The organism is Kitasatospora sp. MAA4, assembly GCF_029893355.1.
In the GTDB taxonomy this organism is placed as follows: Bacteria; Actinomycetota; Actinomycetes; order Streptomycetales; family Streptomycetaceae; genus Kitasatospora.
The window spans coordinates 431,893-451,195 of the sequence record NZ_JARZAI010000002.1; the positions used below are offsets into that span (position 1 = coordinate 431,893).

The 19,303-nt window shown below is 71.6% G+C and carries 15 protein-coding genes; 7 read left to right on the forward strand and 8 right to left on the reverse strand.

The features are described from left to right. Positions 1-90 precede the first annotated feature (90 nt). The 4 genes from P3T37_RS04255 to P3T37_RS04270 all read left to right on the forward strand — a co-directional run bounded on the left by P3T37_RS04255 (position 91) and on the right by P3T37_RS04270 (position 6,613). On the forward strand, positions 91-1,620 hold the full coding sequence (locus P3T37_RS04255; protein WP_280722116.1) for a glycosyltransferase family 39 protein: 1,530 nt from the start codon (positions 91-93) through the stop codon (positions 1,618-1,620). Between the two features lie 98 nt (positions 1,621-1,718). Beyond that, a complete protein-coding gene (locus P3T37_RS04260; protein ID WP_280722117.1) occupies positions 1,719-3,728 on the forward strand; it encodes a galactose oxidase early set domain-containing protein in 2,010 nt (669 codons plus the stop codon). Between the two features lie 34 nt (positions 3,729-3,762). Beyond that, complete coding sequence (locus tag P3T37_RS04265; protein ID WP_280722038.1) at positions 3,763-4,209, forward strand: hypothetical protein; 447 nt, start codon at positions 3,763-3,765, stop codon at positions 4,207-4,209. A gap of 484 nt (positions 4,210-4,693) precedes the next feature. Then, on the forward strand, positions 4,694-6,613 hold the full coding sequence (locus P3T37_RS04270) for a putative Ig domain-containing protein (protein ID WP_280722039.1): 1,920 nt from the start codon (positions 4,694-4,696) through the stop codon (positions 6,611-6,613). 125 nt (positions 6,614-6,738) lie between these two features. On the opposite strand, the gene P3T37_RS04275 is transcribed toward P3T37_RS04270, so the two are convergent. Further along, the gene (locus tag P3T37_RS04275; protein ID WP_280722040.1) at positions 6,739-9,354 is read right to left on the reverse strand and encodes a glycosyl hydrolase; all 2,616 of its coding nucleotides are present in this window, start codon (positions 9,352-9,354) and stop codon (positions 6,739-6,741) included. A gap of 167 nt (positions 9,355-9,521) precedes the next feature. Continuing rightward, on the reverse strand, positions 9,522-9,860 hold the full coding sequence (locus P3T37_RS04280; protein WP_280722041.1) for a hypothetical protein: 339 nt from the start codon (positions 9,858-9,860) through the stop codon (positions 9,522-9,524). A gap of 215 nt (positions 9,861-10,075) precedes the next feature. On the opposite strand from P3T37_RS04280, the gene P3T37_RS04285 reads away from it, so the two are divergent. Both P3T37_RS04285 and P3T37_RS04290 read left to right on the forward strand, forming a co-directional pair. Continuing rightward, a complete protein-coding gene (locus tag P3T37_RS04285; RefSeq protein WP_280722042.1) occupies positions 10,076-11,011 on the forward strand; it encodes an NADP-dependent oxidoreductase in 936 nt (311 codons plus the stop codon). A gap of 2 nt (positions 11,012-11,013) precedes the next feature. Continuing rightward, positions 11,014-12,150, forward strand: coding sequence for an agmatine deiminase family protein (locus P3T37_RS04290; protein ID WP_280722043.1), 1,137 nt, complete (start codon positions 11,014-11,016; stop codon positions 12,148-12,150). On the opposite strand, the gene P3T37_RS04295 is transcribed toward P3T37_RS04290, so the two are convergent. The 6 genes from P3T37_RS04295 to P3T37_RS04320 form a co-directional block, all read right to left on the reverse strand. Beyond that, positions 12,128-13,837: an urease subunit alpha gene (locus P3T37_RS04295; RefSeq protein WP_280722044.1), complete on the reverse strand. Its 1,710-nt coding sequence runs from the start codon at positions 13,835-13,837 to the stop codon at positions 12,128-12,130. The two genes, P3T37_RS04290 and P3T37_RS04295, sit on opposite strands and share 23 nt — an antisense overlap. Beyond that, entirely contained in the window at positions 13,834-14,541 is a 708-nt protein-coding gene (gene ureA / locus P3T37_RS04300; RefSeq protein ID WP_280722045.1) for an urease subunit gamma, read from the reverse strand. The genes P3T37_RS04295 and ureA overlap by 4 nt, the downstream gene beginning before the upstream one ends. Before the next feature lie 4 nt (positions 14,542-14,545). After that, positions 14,546-15,706 carry an agmatine deiminase family protein gene (locus P3T37_RS04305; protein ID WP_280722046.1) on the reverse strand — a complete coding sequence of 387 codons (1,161 nt, stop codon included), beginning with the start codon at positions 15,704-15,706 and terminating at the stop codon, positions 14,546-14,548. A 22-nt stretch (positions 15,707-15,728) separates the two neighbouring features. After that, positions 15,729-16,748 carry an agmatine deiminase family protein gene (locus tag P3T37_RS04310; protein ID WP_280722047.1) on the reverse strand — a complete coding sequence of 340 codons (1,020 nt, stop codon included), beginning with the start codon at positions 16,746-16,748 and terminating at the stop codon, positions 15,729-15,731. Between the two features lie 77 nt (positions 16,749-16,825). Further along, positions 16,826-17,404 (reverse strand): TetR/AcrR family transcriptional regulator, encoded by a 579-nt coding sequence (locus P3T37_RS04315; RefSeq protein ID WP_280722048.1) that lies wholly within the window; start codon positions 17,402-17,404, stop codon positions 16,826-16,828. A gap of 58 nt (positions 17,405-17,462) precedes the next feature. Continuing rightward, entirely contained in the window at positions 17,463-18,035 is a 573-nt protein-coding gene (locus tag P3T37_RS04320; RefSeq protein WP_280722049.1) for a TetR/AcrR family transcriptional regulator, read from the reverse strand. A gap of 244 nt (positions 18,036-18,279) precedes the next feature. On the opposite strand from P3T37_RS04320, the gene P3T37_RS04325 reads away from it, so the two are divergent. Then, positions 18,280-19,278, forward strand: coding sequence for an agmatine deiminase family protein (locus tag P3T37_RS04325; RefSeq protein ID WP_280722050.1), 999 nt, complete (start codon positions 18,280-18,282; stop codon positions 19,276-19,278). Positions 19,279-19,303: the final 25 nt, after the last annotated feature.

The following is a 19,303-nucleotide window of genomic DNA, read 5'->3' on the forward strand; positions in this document are numbered from 1 at the left end:
ACGCTCCGTTGAGAAGGAAGATCCTTGACCGCGCTGCTGGACACGGCCGCCCGCCCGCCGATCACCCCACCGGAAGTCCGGCCACCCCTCCTGAAGCGCTCGGTCCGCCGGCTCGGACCTGACGGCTGGTCCGCCCTCGCCGTCACACTCGCCGTCCTCGCCGTGCAGGCCTGGAACATCGCCGGGTTCCCCGCCGTCAGCGACGACGAGGGGACGTACCTGGCCCAGGCCTGGGCCGTCCAGCACCACCGGGGACTTGCTCCCTACACCTACTGGTACGACCATCCGCCGCTCGGCTGGGTGCAGTTGGCCGTGCTCTCCGGGCTGCCCGAGCTGCTGGCCTCCCCCGAGCACGTCCTCACCGCCGAGCTGCGGATCGCGATGCTCCCGGTCACCGCGGCCAGTGCGCTGCTGCTCCACCTGCTGGCCCGCCGAACAGGCCTGCCGCGCTGGGCCGCTGCGCTCGCCGTCCTGCTGTTCGGCCTGAGCCCGCTCGCGGTCGGCCTGCAACGCGAGCTCTTCCTGGACAACTTCGCGGTGCTCTGGATACTGGCGGCCTTCGCGCTGGCCGCCTCCCCGCGCAAGCACCTGTGGCACCACGTCGCGGCGGGCGTCTGCGCCGGTGTCGCGGTGCTCTCCAAGGAGACCGCCGCGGTGCTGCTGCCCGCGCTGATGCTGCTGCTCTGGCAGCACTGCGACCGCAGCACCCGCAAGTTCTCGCTGGTCGGCTTCGGCAGCGCGCTGGCCCTGGTCGCCCTGGGCTACCCGATGTACGCCGCGCTCAAGGGCGAGCTGATACCGGGCCCGGGCCATGTCTCGCTGCTCGGCGGGCTGCTGTTCCAGCTCCAACGGGCAGGCTCCGGATCGGTGTTGACGCCCGGTTCGGGCTCCCGCCGGGTGCTGGACTCCTGGCTCTACTACGACCGGGTGCTGATCACCGGCGGCCTGGCCGCCGCGCTGGCGCTGCTCGGCTCGCGGCGGCTGCGGGCGCCCGCGCTGGCCGTTCTGCTGCTGGCGGCCGTGGTGCTGCGCCCGGGCGCCGGCTACCTGCCGGCGATGTACGTGATCCAGGCGCTGCCCTTCCTCGCGCTCGCCCTGGCGGGCGCGGCCCACCACGGCGCGCGCCTGGTGCTGCACGCCGTCCCCCGGGTCGGGCTGCGCCCGCTGCGCTGGGCCGTGCTGGCACTGGCCGCCGTGCTCGCGGCCGGTTGGACGGTGCCGCGCTGGTACGCGGGGGACCGGACCGCGCTCACCGTCAACGCCAACGCCCAGTACGACGCCACCGCCCGCTGGATCCGCGCCGAGCTCCCCGACCCGGCGCACACCCGGATCACCGTGGACGACGCGCTCTGGCTGGACCTGGTGCGCGACGGCTTCGTGCCGGGCAGCGGGGTGATCTGGTTCTACAAGGTCGACCTCGACCCGGCCGTCGCCGCCACGCTGCCGCTGGGCTGGCGCAGCCTCGACTACATCGTCTCCACCCCCGCCCTGCGCCAGGACCCGAACGACCTGCCGACCGTCCGCGCGGCCCTCGCCCACTCCGCCGTCGTCGCCTCCTTCGGGGACACGCAGGCGGACCGGATCGAGATACGGCGCATCGTCAAGGACGCCGCGCAGTAGGACCCGCACCCGACCCCTGGAGGAGCTGAGTTGTGACCCGCACATCCCGACCCAAAGCCGTGCCCGTCTACGCCGCGGTGCTCGCGCTGCTGGCGCTGATGCTCGGCGCGCAGCCCGTCTGGGCCGGCGCCGACCTGGTGGTCAACCCGAGCCTGGAGGCGCTGGACGCCAACGGGTTCCCGGTCTGCTGGGAGCAGTCCGGCTGGGGCAACGGAACCGTCAACTACGCCGTCACCTCCGACTCGCACAGCGGCACCCACGCCATGCGGATCACCGTCGCGGGCGTCACCAGCGGCGACCGCAAGGCGATGATGGTGGAGAACCCGTCCTGCGCCCCGTCGGTGACGCCGGACCACCAGTACGACCTGGGTGTCTGGTACACCACCACGACGCCCGACACCGTGGTCACCGCCTTCCGGCACGACGTCGCCGGCGGCTGGCAGTACTGGACCGACCTGGCGACCCTGCCGGTCGCCTCGGCCTACACGCACACCAGCGTGCGCACCCCGGTCGTCCCGCCGAACACCGACCAGATCAGCTGGGGTGTCACGGTGTACGGCAACGGCACGCTGACCACCGACGACTACACCATGGAGGACGCCACCGTGCCGGCCACCGGCTCGGTCTGCACGGCCGGCAGCGCCTGCACCGCCGGCTCCTGGCAGGTGATGCCGTTCCTGAACCCGGTGCGCAGCATGCACGCCATCGTGCTGCACGACGGCAGGGTGCTGCTGATGGCGGGCTCCGGCAACGACCCGATGGCCTTCGCCGCCGGTACCTTCACCTCGGCCGTCTACGACCCGTCCAACGGCACGTTCCATCAGATCCCGACGCCCGCCGACATGTTCTGCTCGGGCCACGTGCAGCTGCCGGACGGCCGGGTGCTGATCGTGGGCGGCACCAAGTCCTACCCCGCCGCCGACGCCAGCCACGGCTACGAGGGCCTCAACACCGGGTACGTCTTCGACCCGGCGACCCAGGCCTACACGCGCACCAACGACATGAACGACGGCCACTGGTACCCCTCGGCCACCGAGATGGGCGACGGCGACATCGTCAGCTTCGGCGGCCTGCGCGGGGACTCCAGCGGCAGCGTCACCACCGAGCTGTACTCCGCCGCCGCGCAGACCTGGCAGCCGACCTGGAAGGTCCACCAGAGCTGGAACTTCTGGGGCCTGTACCCCTCGATGGTGCTGATGCAGGACGGCCGGCTCTTCTACACCGGCAGCCACGTCTTCGGCAACGGCACGCCCGGCGCGGGTGCCTCGATCTACGACTACAACGCCAACACCGTCACCGACGTCCCCGGGTTGCAGAGCAAGGACACCCGCGACCAGTCGATGAGCGTCATGCTGCCGCCCGCCCAGGACCAGCGGGTGCTCACCGTCGGCGGCGGCAACATCGTCAGCAACGTGGACGCCGGACGGCAGACCGACATCGTCGACCTCAAGGCCGCCGCCCCCGCGTACACGCCCGGTCCGCTGCTTCCGCAGGGCAAACTGGCCGACGGCAGCCCCGAGTCGGGCGCCCAGGGCAAGATGTACGTCTCCACCGTGCTGCTGCCCAACGGCCAGGTCTTCGAGACCAACGGTGGCCTGCACAACCGGGCCGATCCGGTCTTCGAGGCCTCGATGTTCGACCCGACCACCAACACCTTCACCCCCGCGATGGCCACCGACCCGATCCCGCGGACCTACCACTCGGCCTCCTTCCTGCTGCCCGACGGCCGGGTGATGACGGTGGGCGACAACCCGGGCAACGGCAGCTTCGACATGCACGTCTCGCTCTACACCCCGCCCTACCTCTACCAGGGCGCCCGCCCGCAGATCACCAGCGTGGCCGACACCATGTGGTCCTACGGCTCCAGCCAGCACATCACCGTGGACGCGCCGATCGTCCGCGCCGAGCTGATCCGCCCGGCCGCCGTCACGCACTCCTCCGACCCCAACCAGCGCTTCGTGGACCTGCCGCTGAGCGTCAACGGGGACGGCAGCGTCAACCTCAACGTGACCAGCAACCCGAACCTCGCGCCGCCCGGGTACTACATGCTCTTCGCGGTCAACGCGAACGGCGTGCCCTCGGTGGCGCAGTGGGTCCATCTGATGTGACGTTCCGTCATCTTCCTGCTCCGAGGAGACTCGTGTGAACCTTCCTGGTACGAAGACCGCCGGGCTGCTGACCGTCGTGGGCCTGGCCGTGGGCGTGTCCCTGATGCTCCCGGCCACCGGCGCCCAGTCCCGCCCGGTCCCGCCGGGCGCGGCGCAGCAGCGGCAGCGGCCCGCCCCGCACGTCATGGACTTCGCCCAGGGCCTGAGCGCCCCGGCGAGGCGGTCGGCGGCCGTGCCGCAGGCCGGGGGCGCGCCCGTCGCGGCCACCGCCGACGGGTGCGACCACGCCTACGGCGACATCAACGTCTGCGTGCCGTGGACGTTTCCGGCCGCGGCCGGCACCGCCCCCGGCGACGGGTGCCGCTGGTTGCTGGCCCACGGCTACCCCGCTCTGGCCGTCCACGGCCGCGACCGGCTGGGCCTGGACACCGACCACGACGGCACCGCCTGCGACCACGGCGACGCGGGCGCCGGCGGCTGAGCCGAAGTCAGCCGAAAAGCGGGCAGAACCGAATGTGCCTGTCTCTGCCGTTTGTTATTCAGTGAATACCACTGTGATGCAACCGTGGTGAATTCAAATCTGTTTCCAGATGCCCCAAAGTGCTATTCCGGGGGGTCGGTGCTACGCGCGATGATCACGCTGACCTGCGGATTTCCCGCACATCTGGGAACTGCCCGGTGGAAACCTGAGAATTGCCTGTTGACCGCTGTTCAGCTGTTCTGATTTGCTTCAGCGCGACGGCGGCGGCATCACCGACCTGGTAGTGACTGACCGACAGTTGTCGTGGTCCAGACCTCTATTCCTTTCCGCGACCCTCTTCAGTGCGCCCGTTTTCCCCACCCGGGCGCATAGCGGAATGGCGAGAGCACGGTCCCGGCGGGCCAATCGGCCCACGTTCTGGAAAGCCGCCGCCCGACTCCCGATCGGAGTGTGGACGGCGGGTTCACGAGAGGAACCCTCCCCCATGGGTAGCCCCCACACCACGCGCCTCGCGCGGCGGGCCGCGCTGACCGGCGCAGTCTCCCTCGCCGTCGCCGCCGCCGGCCTGATGGCCGCTCCGGCCCAGGCCGCCGCGCCCAGCGCGCCGGCCGCGGCGTCGCAGAGCGCCAACCCGTTCAGCCCGTCGTACCAGCACGCGTACCGCCACGGCGCGGTGCCGACGCTCAAGCAGCACACCCAGATGAACAGCTGGGCCACCAGCCACGCCGCCACCACCGCGGCGACCGGCCCCGAGACGCTGTCCTACGGCGGCGGCGTCGACGGCATAGGCGTCCAGAGCGGCCACTCCAAGGTCTACCTGGTGTTCTACGGCAGCCAGTGGGGCACGCAGGGCACGGACTCCAGCGGCAACGCGACCTTCACCGGTGACCCGAGCGGCACCGCGCCGGTCACCCAGAAGATGTTCAAGGGCATCGGCACCAACAACGAGCTGTGGTCGGCCGACCTGACCCAGTGGTGCGACGGCCCGAACGTGGCCAGCGGCGCGACCAGCTGCCCGTCGAACGCCAACTTCATCCCGTACCAGGCCGGTGGCGTGCTCTCCGGTATCTGGTACGACAACTCGGCCGCCTCGCCGAGCGCCGCGACCGGCAACCAGCTGGCCCAGGAAGGTGTCAAGGCCGCCGGCCACTTCGGCAACACCACGCCGGCCGCCAACCGCGACGCCTACTACATCGTCCTGTCGCCCCACGGCACCGACCCGGACGGCTACCAGGACCCCAACACGGGCTACTGCGCCTGGCACGACTGGAACGGCGACACCACGCTGAACGGTGGCGCGGCCAGCTCGCCCTACGGCGACATCGCGTTCAGTAACCAGCCGTACAACGTGGACCAGGGCGCGGGCTGCGGCGTCGGCTTCGTCAACTCGCCCGGTACGCTCGACGGCTACACCATGACGCTCGGCCACGAGTGGCACGAGATGATGTCGGACCAGAACCCGGCCGGCGGCTGGACCAACCACACCGGTGACGCCACCTACAACGGCCAGGAGAACTCCGACGAGTGCGCCTGGCTGAAGCCCGGCACCACCGGCGGCGCGGCCAACGTCGCGTTCGGCACCGGCACCTTCGCCGAGCAGGCCAGCTGGTCCAACGACACCAACGCGTGCTCCATCTCGCACCCGATCGTCGGCGGCGGCTCGACCGGCTCCAACACGGTCACCGTCACCGCCCCGGGCAACCAGAGCGGCACCGTCGGCACCGCCGTCAGCCTGCAGGTCAAGGGCACTGACAGCGACTCGACCCAGAGCCTGACCTACTCGGCCACCGGCCTGCCGGCCGGCCTGTCGATCAGCTCCACCGGCCTGATCACCGGCACCCCGACCGCCGCCGGCACCTCGTCCGTCACGGTCACCGCCAAGGACAGCACCGGCGCCACGGGCAGCAGCACCTTCAGCTTCACCGTCGCCCCGGTCTCCACCGGCTGCACCCCGGCCCAGCTGATCGGCAACGGCGGCTTCGAGACCGGTAGCGCCGCTCCCTGGACCGCCACCTCCGGCGTGATCAACAGCGACACCACCTCCGAGCCCGCCAACTCCGGCAGCTACGACGCCTGGCTGGACGGCTACGGCAGTGCCCACACCGACACCCTGTCGCAGGCCGTCAAGATCCCGGCCGGCTGCAAGGCCAGCTTCACCTACTTCCTGCACATCGACACCGCCAAGACCGGTACCACCGCCGCCGACAAGCTCACCGTCACGGCCAACGGCACCACGCTCCAGACGTTCTCCAACGTGAACGCCAACACCGGCTACACCCAGGAGACCGTCGACCTCTCGGCCTACGCCGGCCAGACGGTCACCCTGAAGTACACCGGCGTCGAGAACTCCTCCTCGGCGCAGACCAGCTTCGTCATCGACGACGCCGCGGTGAACGTCTCCTGACCCGCAGCACCTGGTAGCACCTGACAAGCAACCGAGCGCACTGGTACAGGCCGAAAGCCTGTACCAGTGCGCTCGGTCGTGGGAGCCGGTCGGCGGACCGGCTCCCACTGCTGTTCTGCTAGCTGCTAGTCCTGCTCCCCGCAGTCGCGCAGGGAGATCGACCAGATGCCGCGACCGTGGGTGGCCGCGTAGAGGCGGCCGTCCGGGCCCAGTTCGAGCTGGTCGACGGCGACGGCCGGCAGCCGGCCCACGCGGTTCCAGTCGGTGCGGCCCGGGGCGCGGTAGAGCACGCCGAGGTCGGTGCCGAGGGCCAGTCCGCCGCCCTTGGTGAGGACCAGGGAGTCCGCCGGGACGTCCGGCAGGTCGGTGGAGATGTCGCTCCAGTGCGCTCCGGCGTCCGTGGACTCGAAGACGTGGCCGACGCCGGCGCCCGGTCCGGCCGTCCACGCGCGGGAGAAGCCGTTGACGGTGAGGAACACATGGGCGGAGTCGGCCGGGTCGACGGTCAGGCCGGAGAGGTAGCGGTTGGGGACGGTGGCGTCCACGGGCAGGTTCAGCTGCTGCCAGCCGGTGCCGTCGGCGTTGCCGACCGCGATTCCGCGGGCGAAGCCCTGGCTGTCGCACGGTCCGCACCAGGCCGCGTAGACCTTGCCGCCGGAGGCCGCGACGGCGGTGGCGACATGCCCGGCGCCCAGGTCGAAGGCGCTGGTCCAGGCGCTGGAGCTGCGGATGGCGTAGCCCTGGTTCTGCACCCAGACGTGTCGGCCGCCGGCGATCCAGAGGTTGCCGTTCTGCCCGTCGGCGGCGAGCGGGGCGATGAAGCGGGCCCCGGCGCCGGAGAGGGCGTTGTCGGGCGGGGCGACCGAGAAGGTGGTCGCCTTGGTCGGGTCGACCAGGTAACTGCCGTCGTTGACCGCGCAGTTCTGGGTGACGTTGATCGCCAGGTAGACGTACTCCTGGGCGATGTTGCAGCCGTTGGCCGGGTCGGTCAGCGTCTCGCCGCCGTCGCCGCCGAAGTTGGAGCCCATCACCGTGTCGCGGCCGCGCAGCATCGACTGGCCGTTGTCCTGAAGCCCGCCGGTGACCGAGACGCCGCCGTAGGTGAGGTCCTTGCCGACGCCGACCGAGTAGTACTGGAGGGTGTCGATGGTGCCGTCGTTCAGCGAGGCCCAGTCGGTGCCGTGGCCGGAGGCGTCCACCGCGCCGTTCAGCGGGCGGCGGTAGATGCCGCCGTCGTTGCCGGCGAAGAGGAACGGCGTGCCGTGGTAGCTGCCGACCGCCAGCGCGTGCTGGTCGGGGTGCGTGGTCTGCGGGCAGCTGCCGCTCTGCTGGGTCGGATCGATGCTCCAGCACGGGAAATTGAAGTTCCAGTACGGTCCGGCCGTGTTCCAGTTCGAGCCGCCGTCGGTGGTCTCGAAGACCTCCTCCAGACCCGCGTAGACGTGCTCGGGGTTGCTCGGGTCGACCTGGAGCGACTGGTCGTACCAGGACTGGAGGCCCGGCAGGTCCCCGGGCATGGTCAGCGCGGAGCCGGAGGCGGCGAGCTTCTTGTCGTCCGCGATCCTGGTCCAGGGGCCCAGCGGGGAACCGGACTTGGAGACGAAGATGCCGGCCAGCGCACTGTCCGGGTTGGTCGCCTGGAGCGCGGGCGACTGGTCGATGGCGTAGTAGCGCGAGCCGTCGGCCGAGCGGGCGAAGGTCACCTCGCCGACGTTCGCGGCATCCGTCGGCAGGTCGCCGAGCGCGGTCAGCCGCTGCCAACTGCCGTCCGCTGCCTTGCTGTAGAACCCGTTGTAGGCGTCACCGCTGCGCCAGCCCACGGCGAGAACCACCTTGGAGGGGTCCTTGGGGTCGATCGCGACGTCGTTGGTGATGTTCTGGTAGGGCGCGCTCGGGTCGGTGGCGAGCGAACCACCCGGCAGGTAGGCCGGGTTGGGAGCGAACTCCAGGGTCCATGCGCCGCGCAGGTCGGTCATGGAGTGGCTCCAGACGCCCTTGCTGGTGGCGGCCCAGACCCGGTCGCCGCCGAAGCGCAGCTCGTGGATGGTGGTGCTGTCCAGCTCGGCGCCGCCGACCCGGCTGCGGGTGCTGAAGGTGCCCTGCTGGGGGTGGTCGAGCACGTAGACGCCGCTGCCGAGGTAGGCGTCCGAGCTGGTGGTCGCCTCGCCGGTGCCGAGCCAGAGCCGGCCCCGGGCGTCCAGGGCCAGGGCGCCGGTGGCCTGGGTGGGCAGCTGGTCGCTGATCGGCTGCCACTGGCCGCCGCCGACCGAGGAGCGCCAGACGCCGCCGCCGGCGCTGCCGGTGTAGACGTGTCCGGAGTCGTCGGCCGCCACGGCCGCCATCCGGCCGGTGACGTTGCCCATCCCCGCACTGGAGTTGGAGGAGACGTCACGGTAGCGGGGGTCGTCGGAGTTGTAGGGCAGGCCGGTCAGGTGCTTCCAGGCGCCGCCGGTTCCCGGCAGTGCCTGCAGCGCGCTCCAGGCGGCCGAGAAGGCGCCCGGTGCGACGGTGCCGGGGGACGTACGGGCCTCGGCGCGCTGGTCGGCGCCCTCCTGTATCTCGTCAGCCTCGCCGCCGCCGTCACCCGTGCCGCCGTCCAGCGGCCGTAGGGCGGAGTTGAGTGGGGGATGGGTCAGGGCGGGGTGCAGCGGGGTGGCGCCGGCTGGTGAGCCGACCAGTCCCAGGGTTGCGGCGAGGGCGCAGATCGTGAGCCATCGCCTGGTGCGCAGTGCTGCCGACAACAGAACCTCCCAGTCGTCATTGACGGTTCGCGATGCCGCCGGCAGGGGGATTCCTGCTCGGCGGCACCGGCGAGGGAGACTCGATCACGGCGTGGGGTGCGCCGGTGCCGGTAGGTCAAATATTGATCTATTCGTTGTCCAGCACCTGCCAGGGGGGTGACTCGGCGTCAGCGGGACGGGCTGGGCGACGCACTGTGGCGGTGGATCGGATCGACCGGGAACTGGCTGCCGCTCGACGGGACGGTGACGGGCCCTGTGCTGCTGCCGGGCGCGGGCGTCGACGAGGGCGTACCGGCGGAGGTCGGACCGGCCGAAGGCGTCGGGGTGGCGGTGGGTGTGTTGGAGGAGGTGGGGGTGGCGGTGGGGGTGCCGACCGGCACGCTGGAGGAGGACGCGATCGGGGACGGGGAGGTGTGCGAGGGCAGTGGCTTGGCCGTCGAGGAGCAGGCCGCGAGGGCTGCGACGATCGCTGCGGACACTGCGAGGGCTGCCAGGCGCCTGTTCATCTGTCGGTGCTCCCATGCTGTGCGGGCTTCTGTTGCGGTTTCGGGCCTTGGACGGATCGGAGCGCCCGCCGGTTCCATCCGCCGGAGCGGGGACGACCGGCACGCCTGCGGCACCGCCTCCCCGTGCGCGGGCGGTGCGCGGCGTAGAAAGGGGGCGGCGGCGCTGGGCCGTCCTGTCCTCTGCCTGTCTTCTGCCTTGGGAATGGAGTTCGTCGATGAAAGCCCTGGTGGCCACCGAGTACGCGACGCTCGACCGGATCTCCGTCACCGACCACCCGACACCGTCCCCCGGGCCGGGGCAGGTGCTGGTCAAGGTGGAGGCCGCCGCGCTCAACCCGCTGGACCTCGCGCTGATCACGGGCGCGATGAAGGACATGTTCCCCGTTGAGCACCCGTTGGTCATCGGCATGGACGTGGCCGGCACCGTCGCGAAGCTGGGGGAGGGCGTGACGGAGTACGCGCTCGGCGACCCGGTGCTCGCCTTCGTCGGCCAGGGCGGGACCGTCGCGGAGTACACGGTGGCGACGGTCGCCGACAGGTTCGCCAAGCGGCCCCCGGGGCTTGCCGCCGCCCAGGCCGCCGCGATTCCCGAGTCCGGGCTGACGGCCATGTGCCTGCTGCGCGCGGTCGGGCTCGCCGCGGGGGAGAGCCTGCTGGTGGTGGGCGCCACCGGCGGCATCGGCCTGTACGCCGTGCAGGTCGCCTCCTCACTCGGAGCCCAGGTGATCGCCACGGCCACGGCGGAGGACGCCGAGTACATGAGGTCTCTCGGCGCCGCCGGCACGGTCGACTACAAGGCCGCGGACGTCGTCGCGGAGACCCTGCGCCTGGTGCCCGGCGGGGTGGACGTGGTGCTCGACCTGGTCAACCGCGGTGAGGGACTGGTCGGTTCGGCGCGCGCGGCGCGTCCCGGCGGCCGGCTGGTCTCCCCGCTCTTCGGCCCCGATGACCTGGGCCGCGAGGTGTCGGGCGTCTACATCGGGGGCTTCACCTCCGAGCCGGGAGACCTGGAGAAGCTGGCCGCCCGCGCGGCCGAGGGCACGCTGCGGGTGGAGATCGGCGCGAGCTACCCCCTCGCCGACGCGGCCCGCGCGGTCGCCGACTTCGCGGGCAAGCACATCCGCGGCAAGGTCGTCGTCACGGTGCCGTGAGCATGGAGATCCGTGATCTTTCCCGGCGGGCGCTGTTGCGGTCCGGTGCGGCCTGTGCGGCGCTGACGATGGCAGGCGGGTGCTCGTCGGGCTCCTCCGGTGCGAGCGCGAGCAGCACCGGAGGCTCGATGCCGGCCGAATGGCTCCCGCACACCCGGACGTTCATGGCCTGGCCGGCGCTGGAGGAGGTGTGGGGGAGTCAGCTTCCGGCGGTTCGCCAGGACATCGCGAACGTGGCGAAGGCCGTGGCCGGGTTCGAGCCCGTGGTGCTGATGGCACGGTCCGACCAGGCCGATCAGGCTCGGCAGATGTGCGGCTCCTCGGTCGAGGTGATCGAGTTGGCGGTGGACGACCTGTGGGCCCGGGACACCGGTCCGACGTTCGTCACCGGACCGCAGGGGCTGTCGGGTGTGGACCTCAACTTCAACGGCTGGGGCGGGAAGCAGACGCACGCCGACGACGCCCTGGTCGCCCGCAACCTCCTCGACAGGTACGGGATCCCCCGCGTCCAGGCACCGCTCACCGGTGAGGGCGGTGCCCTCGAGGTGGACGGTGACGGCACGCTGATGGCCACGGAGAGCTCCTGGGTCAACGCCAACCGGAATCCCGGCCGGTCCCGCGATCAGATCGAGGCGGACCTGAAGGAGCTGCTGGGGGTCGGGAAGGTCCTGTGGATCCAGGGCGTCGCCGGCCAGGACATCACCGACTGCCACATCGACGCCCTGGCCAGGTTCGCCGAGCCGGGCGTGGTCGTCCTCCACCGGCCGGCGCCGGACACCCCGCCGGACGTCTGGTCCCAGGCCTCCGACCAGGCGCTCCAGGTGCTCGGTTCGGCGACCGATGCGAAGGGGCGCAAGCTGCGGGTCGTCGAGCTGACCGAGCCGGACCCCACCAGGACCGAGGGGCAGGGCAAGGACTTCCTCGCGACCTATCTGAACTTCTACGTGGTCAACGGCGGTGTGATCGCGCCGAAGTTCGGCGACCAGAGCGCCGACGACCGGGCGGCGGGGATCCTGGCCGACCTCCATCCGGGACGGCAGGTCGTCCAGGTGTCGATCAACGCGGTCGCCGCCGGGGGCGGGGGTATCCACTGCGCGACGCAGCAGCAGCCGGCGGTCAGAGGAAGTACAGGCGGCTGAGCGGTACGGTCTGCGCTGGCTCGGACCGTACCGGGGAGCCGTCGAGGGTGACCAGGCCGTTGCGGGGGTCGACCTGGACGTCTCCCAGGCGGGCGTTGCGGATCATGTCCGCCGGGCCGATCCCCCGGGTTCCGGCGACCGCCACCCGGCGCCGCCGGGTGGTCATGGCGTCGTGCGGACGCCCGAGCGAGCCGGACTCGGCGGCGGCACGGCTGACGAACGCGACCGACAGGTCGGCGGCGGTGCCGCCGTGGGCGCCGAACAGCGGCCCGAGGACCAGCGGTTCGCAGGCGTCGGTGGCCGCGTTCGGGTCGCCCGTCACGCCGTAGGCGGGGAAGCCGGCCTTGAGGACCATCTGGGGCTTCGCGCCGAAGAACGCGGGCCGCCAGAGCACGAGGTCGGCGAGTTTGCCGACCTCGATCGAGCCGACCTCGTGCGAGAGGCCGTGTGCGATGGCCGGGTTGATGGTGAGTTTGGCGATGTAGCGCAGGACGCGGGCGTTGTCGTCGTCGGTCCCGTCGCCCTCCAGCGGGCCGAACTCGGCCTTCATCTTGGCCGCCACGGCGAAGGTGCGGCGGACGGTCTCGCCGGCCCGGCCCATGCCCTGGGCGTCGGAGGAGGTGATGCCGATGACGCCGAGGTCGTGCAGGACGTCCTCGGCGCCCATGGTCCCGGCGCGGATCCGGTCGCGGGCCATCGCGGCGTCGCCCGGCAGGTCGGTCTTCAGCCCGTGAACGGAGACGATCATGCCGTAGTGCTCGGCGACCGCGTCCCGGCCGAAGGGGAGGGTGGGGTTGGTGGAGGAGCCGATGACGTTCGGGACGCCGGCCATCTTGAGCACGTTGGGGACGTGTCCGCCGCCGCAGCCCTCGATGTGGAAGGCGTGGATGGTGCGGCCCTCCAGGACGGAGAGAGTGTCCTCGACGGAGAGGCACTCGTTCAACCCGTCGGTGTGCAGGGCGACTTGGACGTCGTGCTGCTCGGCGACGCGCAGTGCGGTGTCCAACGCACGGGTGTGCGCGCCCATGTCCTCGTGCACCTTGAAGCCGCAGGCGCCGCCCTCGGCCAGCGCCTCCACCAGCGGACCGGGGTCGGAGGACGAACCGCGGCCCAGGAAGCCGATGTTGACCGGCCAGGCGTCGAAGGCGTTGAACGCGTGCCGCAGCGCCCAGGGCGAGTTGACGCCGACGCCCCAGGCGGGGCCGATCTCCTGGCCGATGATGGTGGTGACACCGGAGGCGAGCGAGGCCTCCATGATCCGCGGGGACATCAGGTGGACGTGGGTGTCGATGGCGCCGGCGGTGGCGATCATGCCCTCGCCGGAGACGATCGTGGTGCCGGTGCCGACCACCACGTCGACCCCGTCGAGGGTGTCCGGGTTGCCGGCCCGTCCGATCGAGGCGATCCGGCCCTCGCGGATGCCGATGGACGTCTTGCGGATGCCCTGCGCCGCATCGATCACCAGCACGTTGCTGATCACCACGTCGCAGGTGTCGCGGACGGTGGCGGCCCTGAGGGCCATGCCGTCGCGGGCGGTCTTGCCGAAGCCGACCAGGAACTCCTCGCCCGGCAGCTGCGAGTCGGACTCGACCCGCACCACCAGGCCGGAGTCGCCCAGGCGCACCCGGTCGCCGGCGCGCGGGCCGTGCACGGCGGTGTACTCGTGCGGTTCGATCGTCGTGCTCATCGATCGTCCTCCGGTTCGTCGGTCAGGGCTCCGAGGTAGCCGCACGCGGCGGCTCTGTGCAGTGCCTGCTGCTTGGCGCCCGGGGCGTCCAGGGGGCCGTCGACCAGGCCGGCGAAGCCGATCGCGACGCGGGCGCCGCCGATCGGGACGAGCCCGACCTCGACCACCGCGCCCGGGTCGAAGCGGACGGACGAACCGGCCGGGACGGCCAGACGCATGCCGTAGGCGGTGCCGCGGTCGAAGTCGAGGCGGGGGTTGGCCTCGAAGAAGTGGAAGTGGGAGGTCACGCTCACCGGCACGGTCGCGGTGTTTCGGACCGTCAGGGTGTGGACCGGCCGCGGCAGGTAGGTGGTGTCGGCGGTGGAGATGAAGGCACCGGGCGCGGCCTCGCCCAGGCTCCCGCCGCCGAACGGGTCGGCGACCACCGCCAGTCGGGTGCCGTCGGCGAACACCGCCTCGACGTTGACCTCGGTGACGAGGTCCGGCACGCCCGGCAGGACGTCCTGCGGGCCGAGTGCGCAGCGGGCGCGTTCGATCGCCTCGGCCAGCCGCAGGCCGTCCCGGGCCGCCTCGCAGACGGTGTCCGCGATCAGCGCGGTGGCCTCGGGCACGTTGAGCCGCAGCCCGCGCAGGCGGCGGGCCCGGGCCAGTTCGGCGGCGGTGAAGATCAGCAGCCGGTCGCGCTCGGTCGGAGTCAGCTGCACGGCGTCACCCGGCCGGCTGGTCGTGGGTGGAGCAGTGGATGCCGCCGCCGCCGGAGGCGATGGTGTCGATCTGGATCGGGACGATCTCGCGGTTCGGGAAGTGGTCCTTCATGAGTGCCTGCGCGTGCTCGTCGGCCTTCGGGTCGCCGAACAGCGGCAGGTAGACGCCCTTGTCGCTGACGTAGAAGTTCAGGTACGAGGAGACGAAGGCGTCGCCGCGGCCGGTGATCCGGTCGGGGTCCGGCTGCGGGATCTCGATGACCGTCAGCTTGCGGCCCGTCGCGTCGGTGGCGCCCGCCAGGACGGACCGGGCCTGGTCGGCCGAGCGCGACCAGACGTCCGCCGGCGTGCCGGGGAAGGCCTGGTCCAGGAACACCACGCCGGGGGCGGCGAAGCGGGCGAGGCAGTCCACGTGCGCGTCGGTGATGTCCTTGCCGCGCACGCCGGCCAGCCAGATCACCTTGGTCACGCCCAGGGCCCTCCTGAGCTCCTCCTCGACCTGGTCGCGGCTCCTGCCGGGGTTGCGGTTGTCGTTGACGACCGAGCTCTCGGTGACCAGCAGGGTGCCCTGGCCGTCGCTCTCGAAGGAGCCGCCCTCGGCGACGATCGGGGTAGGGATCCGGTCGATGCCGTACTCGGCCAGGATCGCGCGGGCGACGCCGGCGTCGTTCGCGTGCTGCTGCTTGCCGCCCCAGCCGCTGAAGTTGAAGTCGACGCCCTTGACCTTCCCGGCCTCCTCGACGAACACCGGCGCGGTGTCGCGCGCCCACAGGTCGTCCACCGGGGTCGGGAAGAGCTCGACGTCCGAGCCGCAGGCGTTCTGCGCCGAGGCCTCCTGGCCGGGCCGTACCAGCAGGACCACCGGCTCGCGGCTGCCGATCGCCCGCGCCACACTCGCGATGTCCTGGCGGACGGCGTCGAGTTGCCCGCCCCAGACGTCCGCTGACGCGGGCCAGACCATGAACGTACGTGCGTGCTTCTCCCACTCGGCACCGAGCCTGCGCCCGGGTATCGCGCCGGACGGACCGGTCTGGGCGGGCCCGGCCGGTGCGTCGGGGTCAGCCGCATCGGCGGGCCCGCTGCAGGCCGTGGCGCCGAGCGCGACAACGCCGGCGCCGGCGAGGGACCGCAGCACACTGCGGCGGGAAAGGGCGGACAGGGACATCTGGTTCTCCGGGGGTTGCGTGTTACGGGAGTGGTTCCTGCATCGTCGAGCAGTGGATGCCGCCACCGCCTGCCATCAGGCGGTCGACGTCGAGCTGGACGACGTCACGGCCGGGGAAGGCCGCCTCCAGGGTCCGGCGGGCGGCTGCGTCCTTGGCGGCGTCGCCGAACTGGGCGGCGATGACGGCGCCGTTGACGACATGGAAGTTGAGGTACGAGTCGACGAAGTCGGAGCGTCGCGAGCGGACGCTGTCCGGGCCGTCGACGCGGACGACCTCCAGTCGGCGTCCGCGCGCGTCGGTCGCCGCGCTCAGGACGGCGAACTGCTCGCGCGCGTCCCGCGCCCAGGCGTCCTTGCGGTCGTCGGGCGGCAGCTGGACCAGCACCAGGCCCGGGCGGACGAAGCGGGAGGTGACGTCGATGTGGTTGTCGGTGATGTCCCGGCCCTTGATGCCGGGCACCCAGATCATCCTGTCCGCGCCGTAGGCGTCGAGCACGGCCGCCTCGACCTCGTCGCGGCTCCAGCCGCGGTTGCGGTTCTTGTTGACCAGGCTGCTCTCGGTCGCCAGGACGGTGCCGTCACCGTCGGTCTCGATGCCGCCGCCCTCACCGACGAAGTCGGCGCGGACGAAGGGCAGGCCGATCAGGCGGGCGACGTTCTCGGCGACGCGGGCGTCGTCGGCGTGGACCTGCTTCCTGCCCCAGCCGTTGAAGTTCAGCCCGACGGCCTGGAGGCCGCCGCGACCGTCACGCCGGAAGACCGGCGCGATGTCGCGCATCCACAGGTCGTCGGTCGGGATCGAGCCGATCACGGACACGGCGGGGCCGCAGGCGTGCTGGGCCTGCGCGACCGAGTAGTCGTCCGGTGCGCACATGACCACGGGCTCGTAGCGCGCGATCGTGCCGGCGATCAGTGCGATGTCCTGCTGCACTCCGCGCAGTTGACGTCCCCAGACCGACTTGCGCGACGGCCAGGACATCCACGTCCGGGTGTGCGGGACGTCGTCCGTGGGCACCTGGGGGCGCGTGTGCGGCTCACTCATGGGGACACTGTGGCACTGACTGAAAATTCAGTCAAGCATCGAGGTGCGTGTCGGCGCCCGGATCGAACGCCGGGCGCCTACGGGCGCAGTCGGCTGACCTCGGCGTCGATGCCGGCGGTCAGCAGGGCGCGGGCGTGCTCCAGCGGCAGGCTGCCGCTGAGCCAGCGCACGCTCAGCCCCTCCAGCAGGGCGGTCAGCCGCTCGGCCGCGCCGGCCAGTGCCACCGCCGATCCCATCGGCTGGACCCGCCCGAGGATCTCGGCGATCTCCTGGATCCAGATCAGGGTGGCCCGGGCCAGGTCCTCGCGCAGCTCGGGCTCGAAGACCGCGCTGGCGCGCAGCTCTCCCCAGGCGGTGCTGTTCTCCCGCACCTCGGGGGTGTCCTGGAGTTCGAGCAGCAGGGCCAGCTCCAACTCCTCGCGGGCGCTGAGGGGTTCGCCGCCGTCCAGCTGCTGCCTGGTGTAGCGCTCGGCGCGGTCGCTGATGAACTCGAGCGTCTGGCGGAGGATCCCGGTGCGGTCCTTGAAGTGGTAGTAGATCAGCGCGGTGGACACGCCGGCCTCCGCGGCGAGTTCCTCCACGCGAAGCCCGCGTACCCCGCGCCGTGCGATCACCCGCGCGGCGGCCTCCATGATTGCTGTTCTACGACCGGCCATGGTCCGACACCCTACGCGACCTCCGGGGCGGCCCACTGACCGGAATACCAGGAGGGGCTCAGCCGGAACCCAGCTCGGCGTCGATGGCGCCTTCGAGCAGGTGCCGGGCGTGGTCCAGCGGCAGCGAGCCGCTGAGCCAGCGGACGCTGAGGCCCTCGATGAGGGCCGTCAGACGTTCGGCGGCGGCCGCGTGCGCCGGGGCGGTGCCCAGCGGATCGGCGCGGGCGAGCAGGTCGGCGATCTCGTGGACCCAGGTGTGGGTGGCCCGGGCCAGGTCCTCGCGCAGGTCGGGCTCGAAGACCGCGCTGGCGCGCAGCTCTCCCCAGGCGGTGCTGTTCTCCCGCACCTCGGGGGTGTCCTGGAGTTCGAGCAGCAGGACCTGCTCCAGGTCGGCCCGGGCGTCGTCGGGGTGCGTTCCGGGACTGCGCTCGGCGGTGTAGCGGTCGGCGCGGTCGCTGATGAACTCCAGGGTTCGGCGCAGTGTCCCGGCGCGATCGGTGAAGTGGTAGTAGATCAGCGCGGTCGACACCCCCGCCTCCTGGGCCAGCTCGCCCACGCGCAGTCCGCGCACGCCGCGCCGCGCGATGACGCGGGTGGCTGCCCTGAGTATTTCCGTCCGACGGTCCGACATGAGCGCTGACCCTAGCAGGTTACTGACTTATTAATCAGGGATGGTCGGGGTCTATTACCCCTGGTCATCGCCGCCATGGTCGCCAGACTGGCGGCCTGACGCCGGTGATCGTTCCTGTCACGGGTTGCGATGAGGTCTCGTGAGGACGGAAGTCTTGACTGAATTTTCAGTTCGGTGAAGGATGCGGGGCCAAGCAGGTCCTGCACAACGCCCGCCACAGGAAGAGGTTGCCGTGAGTTTCCGTATGCCAGCCGAATGGACCGAGCACGAGGGCTGCCTGATGGGCTGGCCGGTCCGGCCGGACCTCTGGGGCGAGACCCTGGACGAGGCCAAGCACGAGTACGCCGCGGTCGCCCGGGCCATCGCCCAGTTCGAGCCGGTCACCATGGCAGCACCGCCCGGACACGGCGCCGAGGCCCGCGAGCGGTGCGGCGACGGCGTCACGGTCGTGGAGCTGCCGATGGACGACTCCTGGTTCCGCGACTCCGCGCCGATCCTCGTCCTCGACGAGGAAGGCCACCGCGCCGGCGTCGACTTCCGGTTCAACTCCTGGGGCCGCAAGCACCACCCGTGGGACGCCGACGACCAGGTGAGCGCGCTGCTGCTGGAGCACCTCGGCCTTCCGGTGATCCGCTCCGAGATGATCCTGGAAGGCGGTGCGATCACCGTCGACGGCGAAGGCACCCTGATCACCACCGAGCAGTGCCTGCTGCACCCCAACCGCAACCCGGGGATGAGCCGTGAGGAGATCGAAGCCGAGCTGAAGGCCCGGCTCGGTGTCACCAAGGTCATCTGGCTGCCGTACGGCGGGCTGCTGGACAGCGAGACGGACGGGCACGTGGACGGTGTCTGCGCCTTCGTCGCCCCCGGCAGGGTCGTCGTCCAGCTGCCGGCCGATCCCGAGCACCCCGACTACCTGCGGATGCGCGCCAACCGCGCCGTCCTGGAGCACGCGACCGACGCCCAGGGCCGACCGTTCGAGATCATCGACCTCCCGCAGGCCGCCTGGGTCGAGGTCGCCGGCCAGCGGATCGAGGTCGGCTACCTGAACTTCTACCTCGCCAACGGCGGCGTCGTCGCCCCCGTCGCGGACCACCCCGAGGACGAGGGCGCGCTGGCCGTGCTCGCCCGCGCCTTCCCCGGCCGGAAGGTCGTCGGCGTGCGGACCCGGGTCATCGCGTACGGCGGAGGCGGCGTCCACTGCATCACCCAACAGGTCCCGGCCGCCCCCGCGACTGCCTGACGACCCGCCCCCCGAACGAAAGGAA

Bases quoted from the DNA above. Each gene is read 5' to 3' on its own strand.
- P3T37_RS04260 (WP_280722117.1), top strand. From the start codon at position 1,719: ATGCTCGGCGCGCAGCCCGTCTGGGCCGGCGCCGACCTGGTGGTCAAC.
- P3T37_RS04270 (WP_280722039.1), top strand. From the start codon at position 4,694: ATGGGTAGCCCCCACACCACGCGCCTCGCGCGGCGGGCCGCGCTGACC.
- P3T37_RS04280 (WP_280722041.1), bottom strand. From the start codon at position 9,860: ATGAACAGGCGCCTGGCAGCCCTCGCAGTGTCCGCAGCGATCGTCGCA.
- P3T37_RS04285 (WP_280722042.1), top strand. From the start codon at position 10,076: ATGAAAGCCCTGGTGGCCACCGAGTACGCGACGCTCGACCGGATCTCC.
- P3T37_RS04290 (WP_280722043.1), top strand. From the start codon at position 11,014: ATGGAGATCCGTGATCTTTCCCGGCGGGCGCTGTTGCGGTCCGGTGCG.
- P3T37_RS04295 (WP_280722044.1), bottom strand. From the start codon at position 13,837: ATGAGCACGACGATCGAACCGCACGAGTACACCGCCGTGCACGGCCCG.
- P3T37_RS04305 (WP_280722046.1), bottom strand. From the start codon at position 15,706: ATGTCCCTGTCCGCCCTTTCCCGCCGCAGTGTGCTGCGGTCCCTCGCC.
- P3T37_RS04310 (WP_280722047.1), bottom strand. From the start codon at position 16,748: ATGAGTGAGCCGCACACGCGCCCCCAGGTGCCCACGGACGACGTCCCG.
- P3T37_RS04315 (WP_280722048.1), bottom strand. From the start codon at position 17,404: ATGGCCGGTCGTAGAACAGCAATCATGGAGGCCGCCGCGCGGGTGATC.
- P3T37_RS04320 (WP_280722049.1), bottom strand. From the start codon at position 18,035: ATGTCGGACCGTCGGACGGAAATACTCAGGGCAGCCACCCGCGTCATC.
- P3T37_RS04325 (WP_280722050.1), top strand. From the start codon at position 18,280: ATGCCAGCCGAATGGACCGAGCACGAGGGCTGCCTGATGGGCTGGCCG.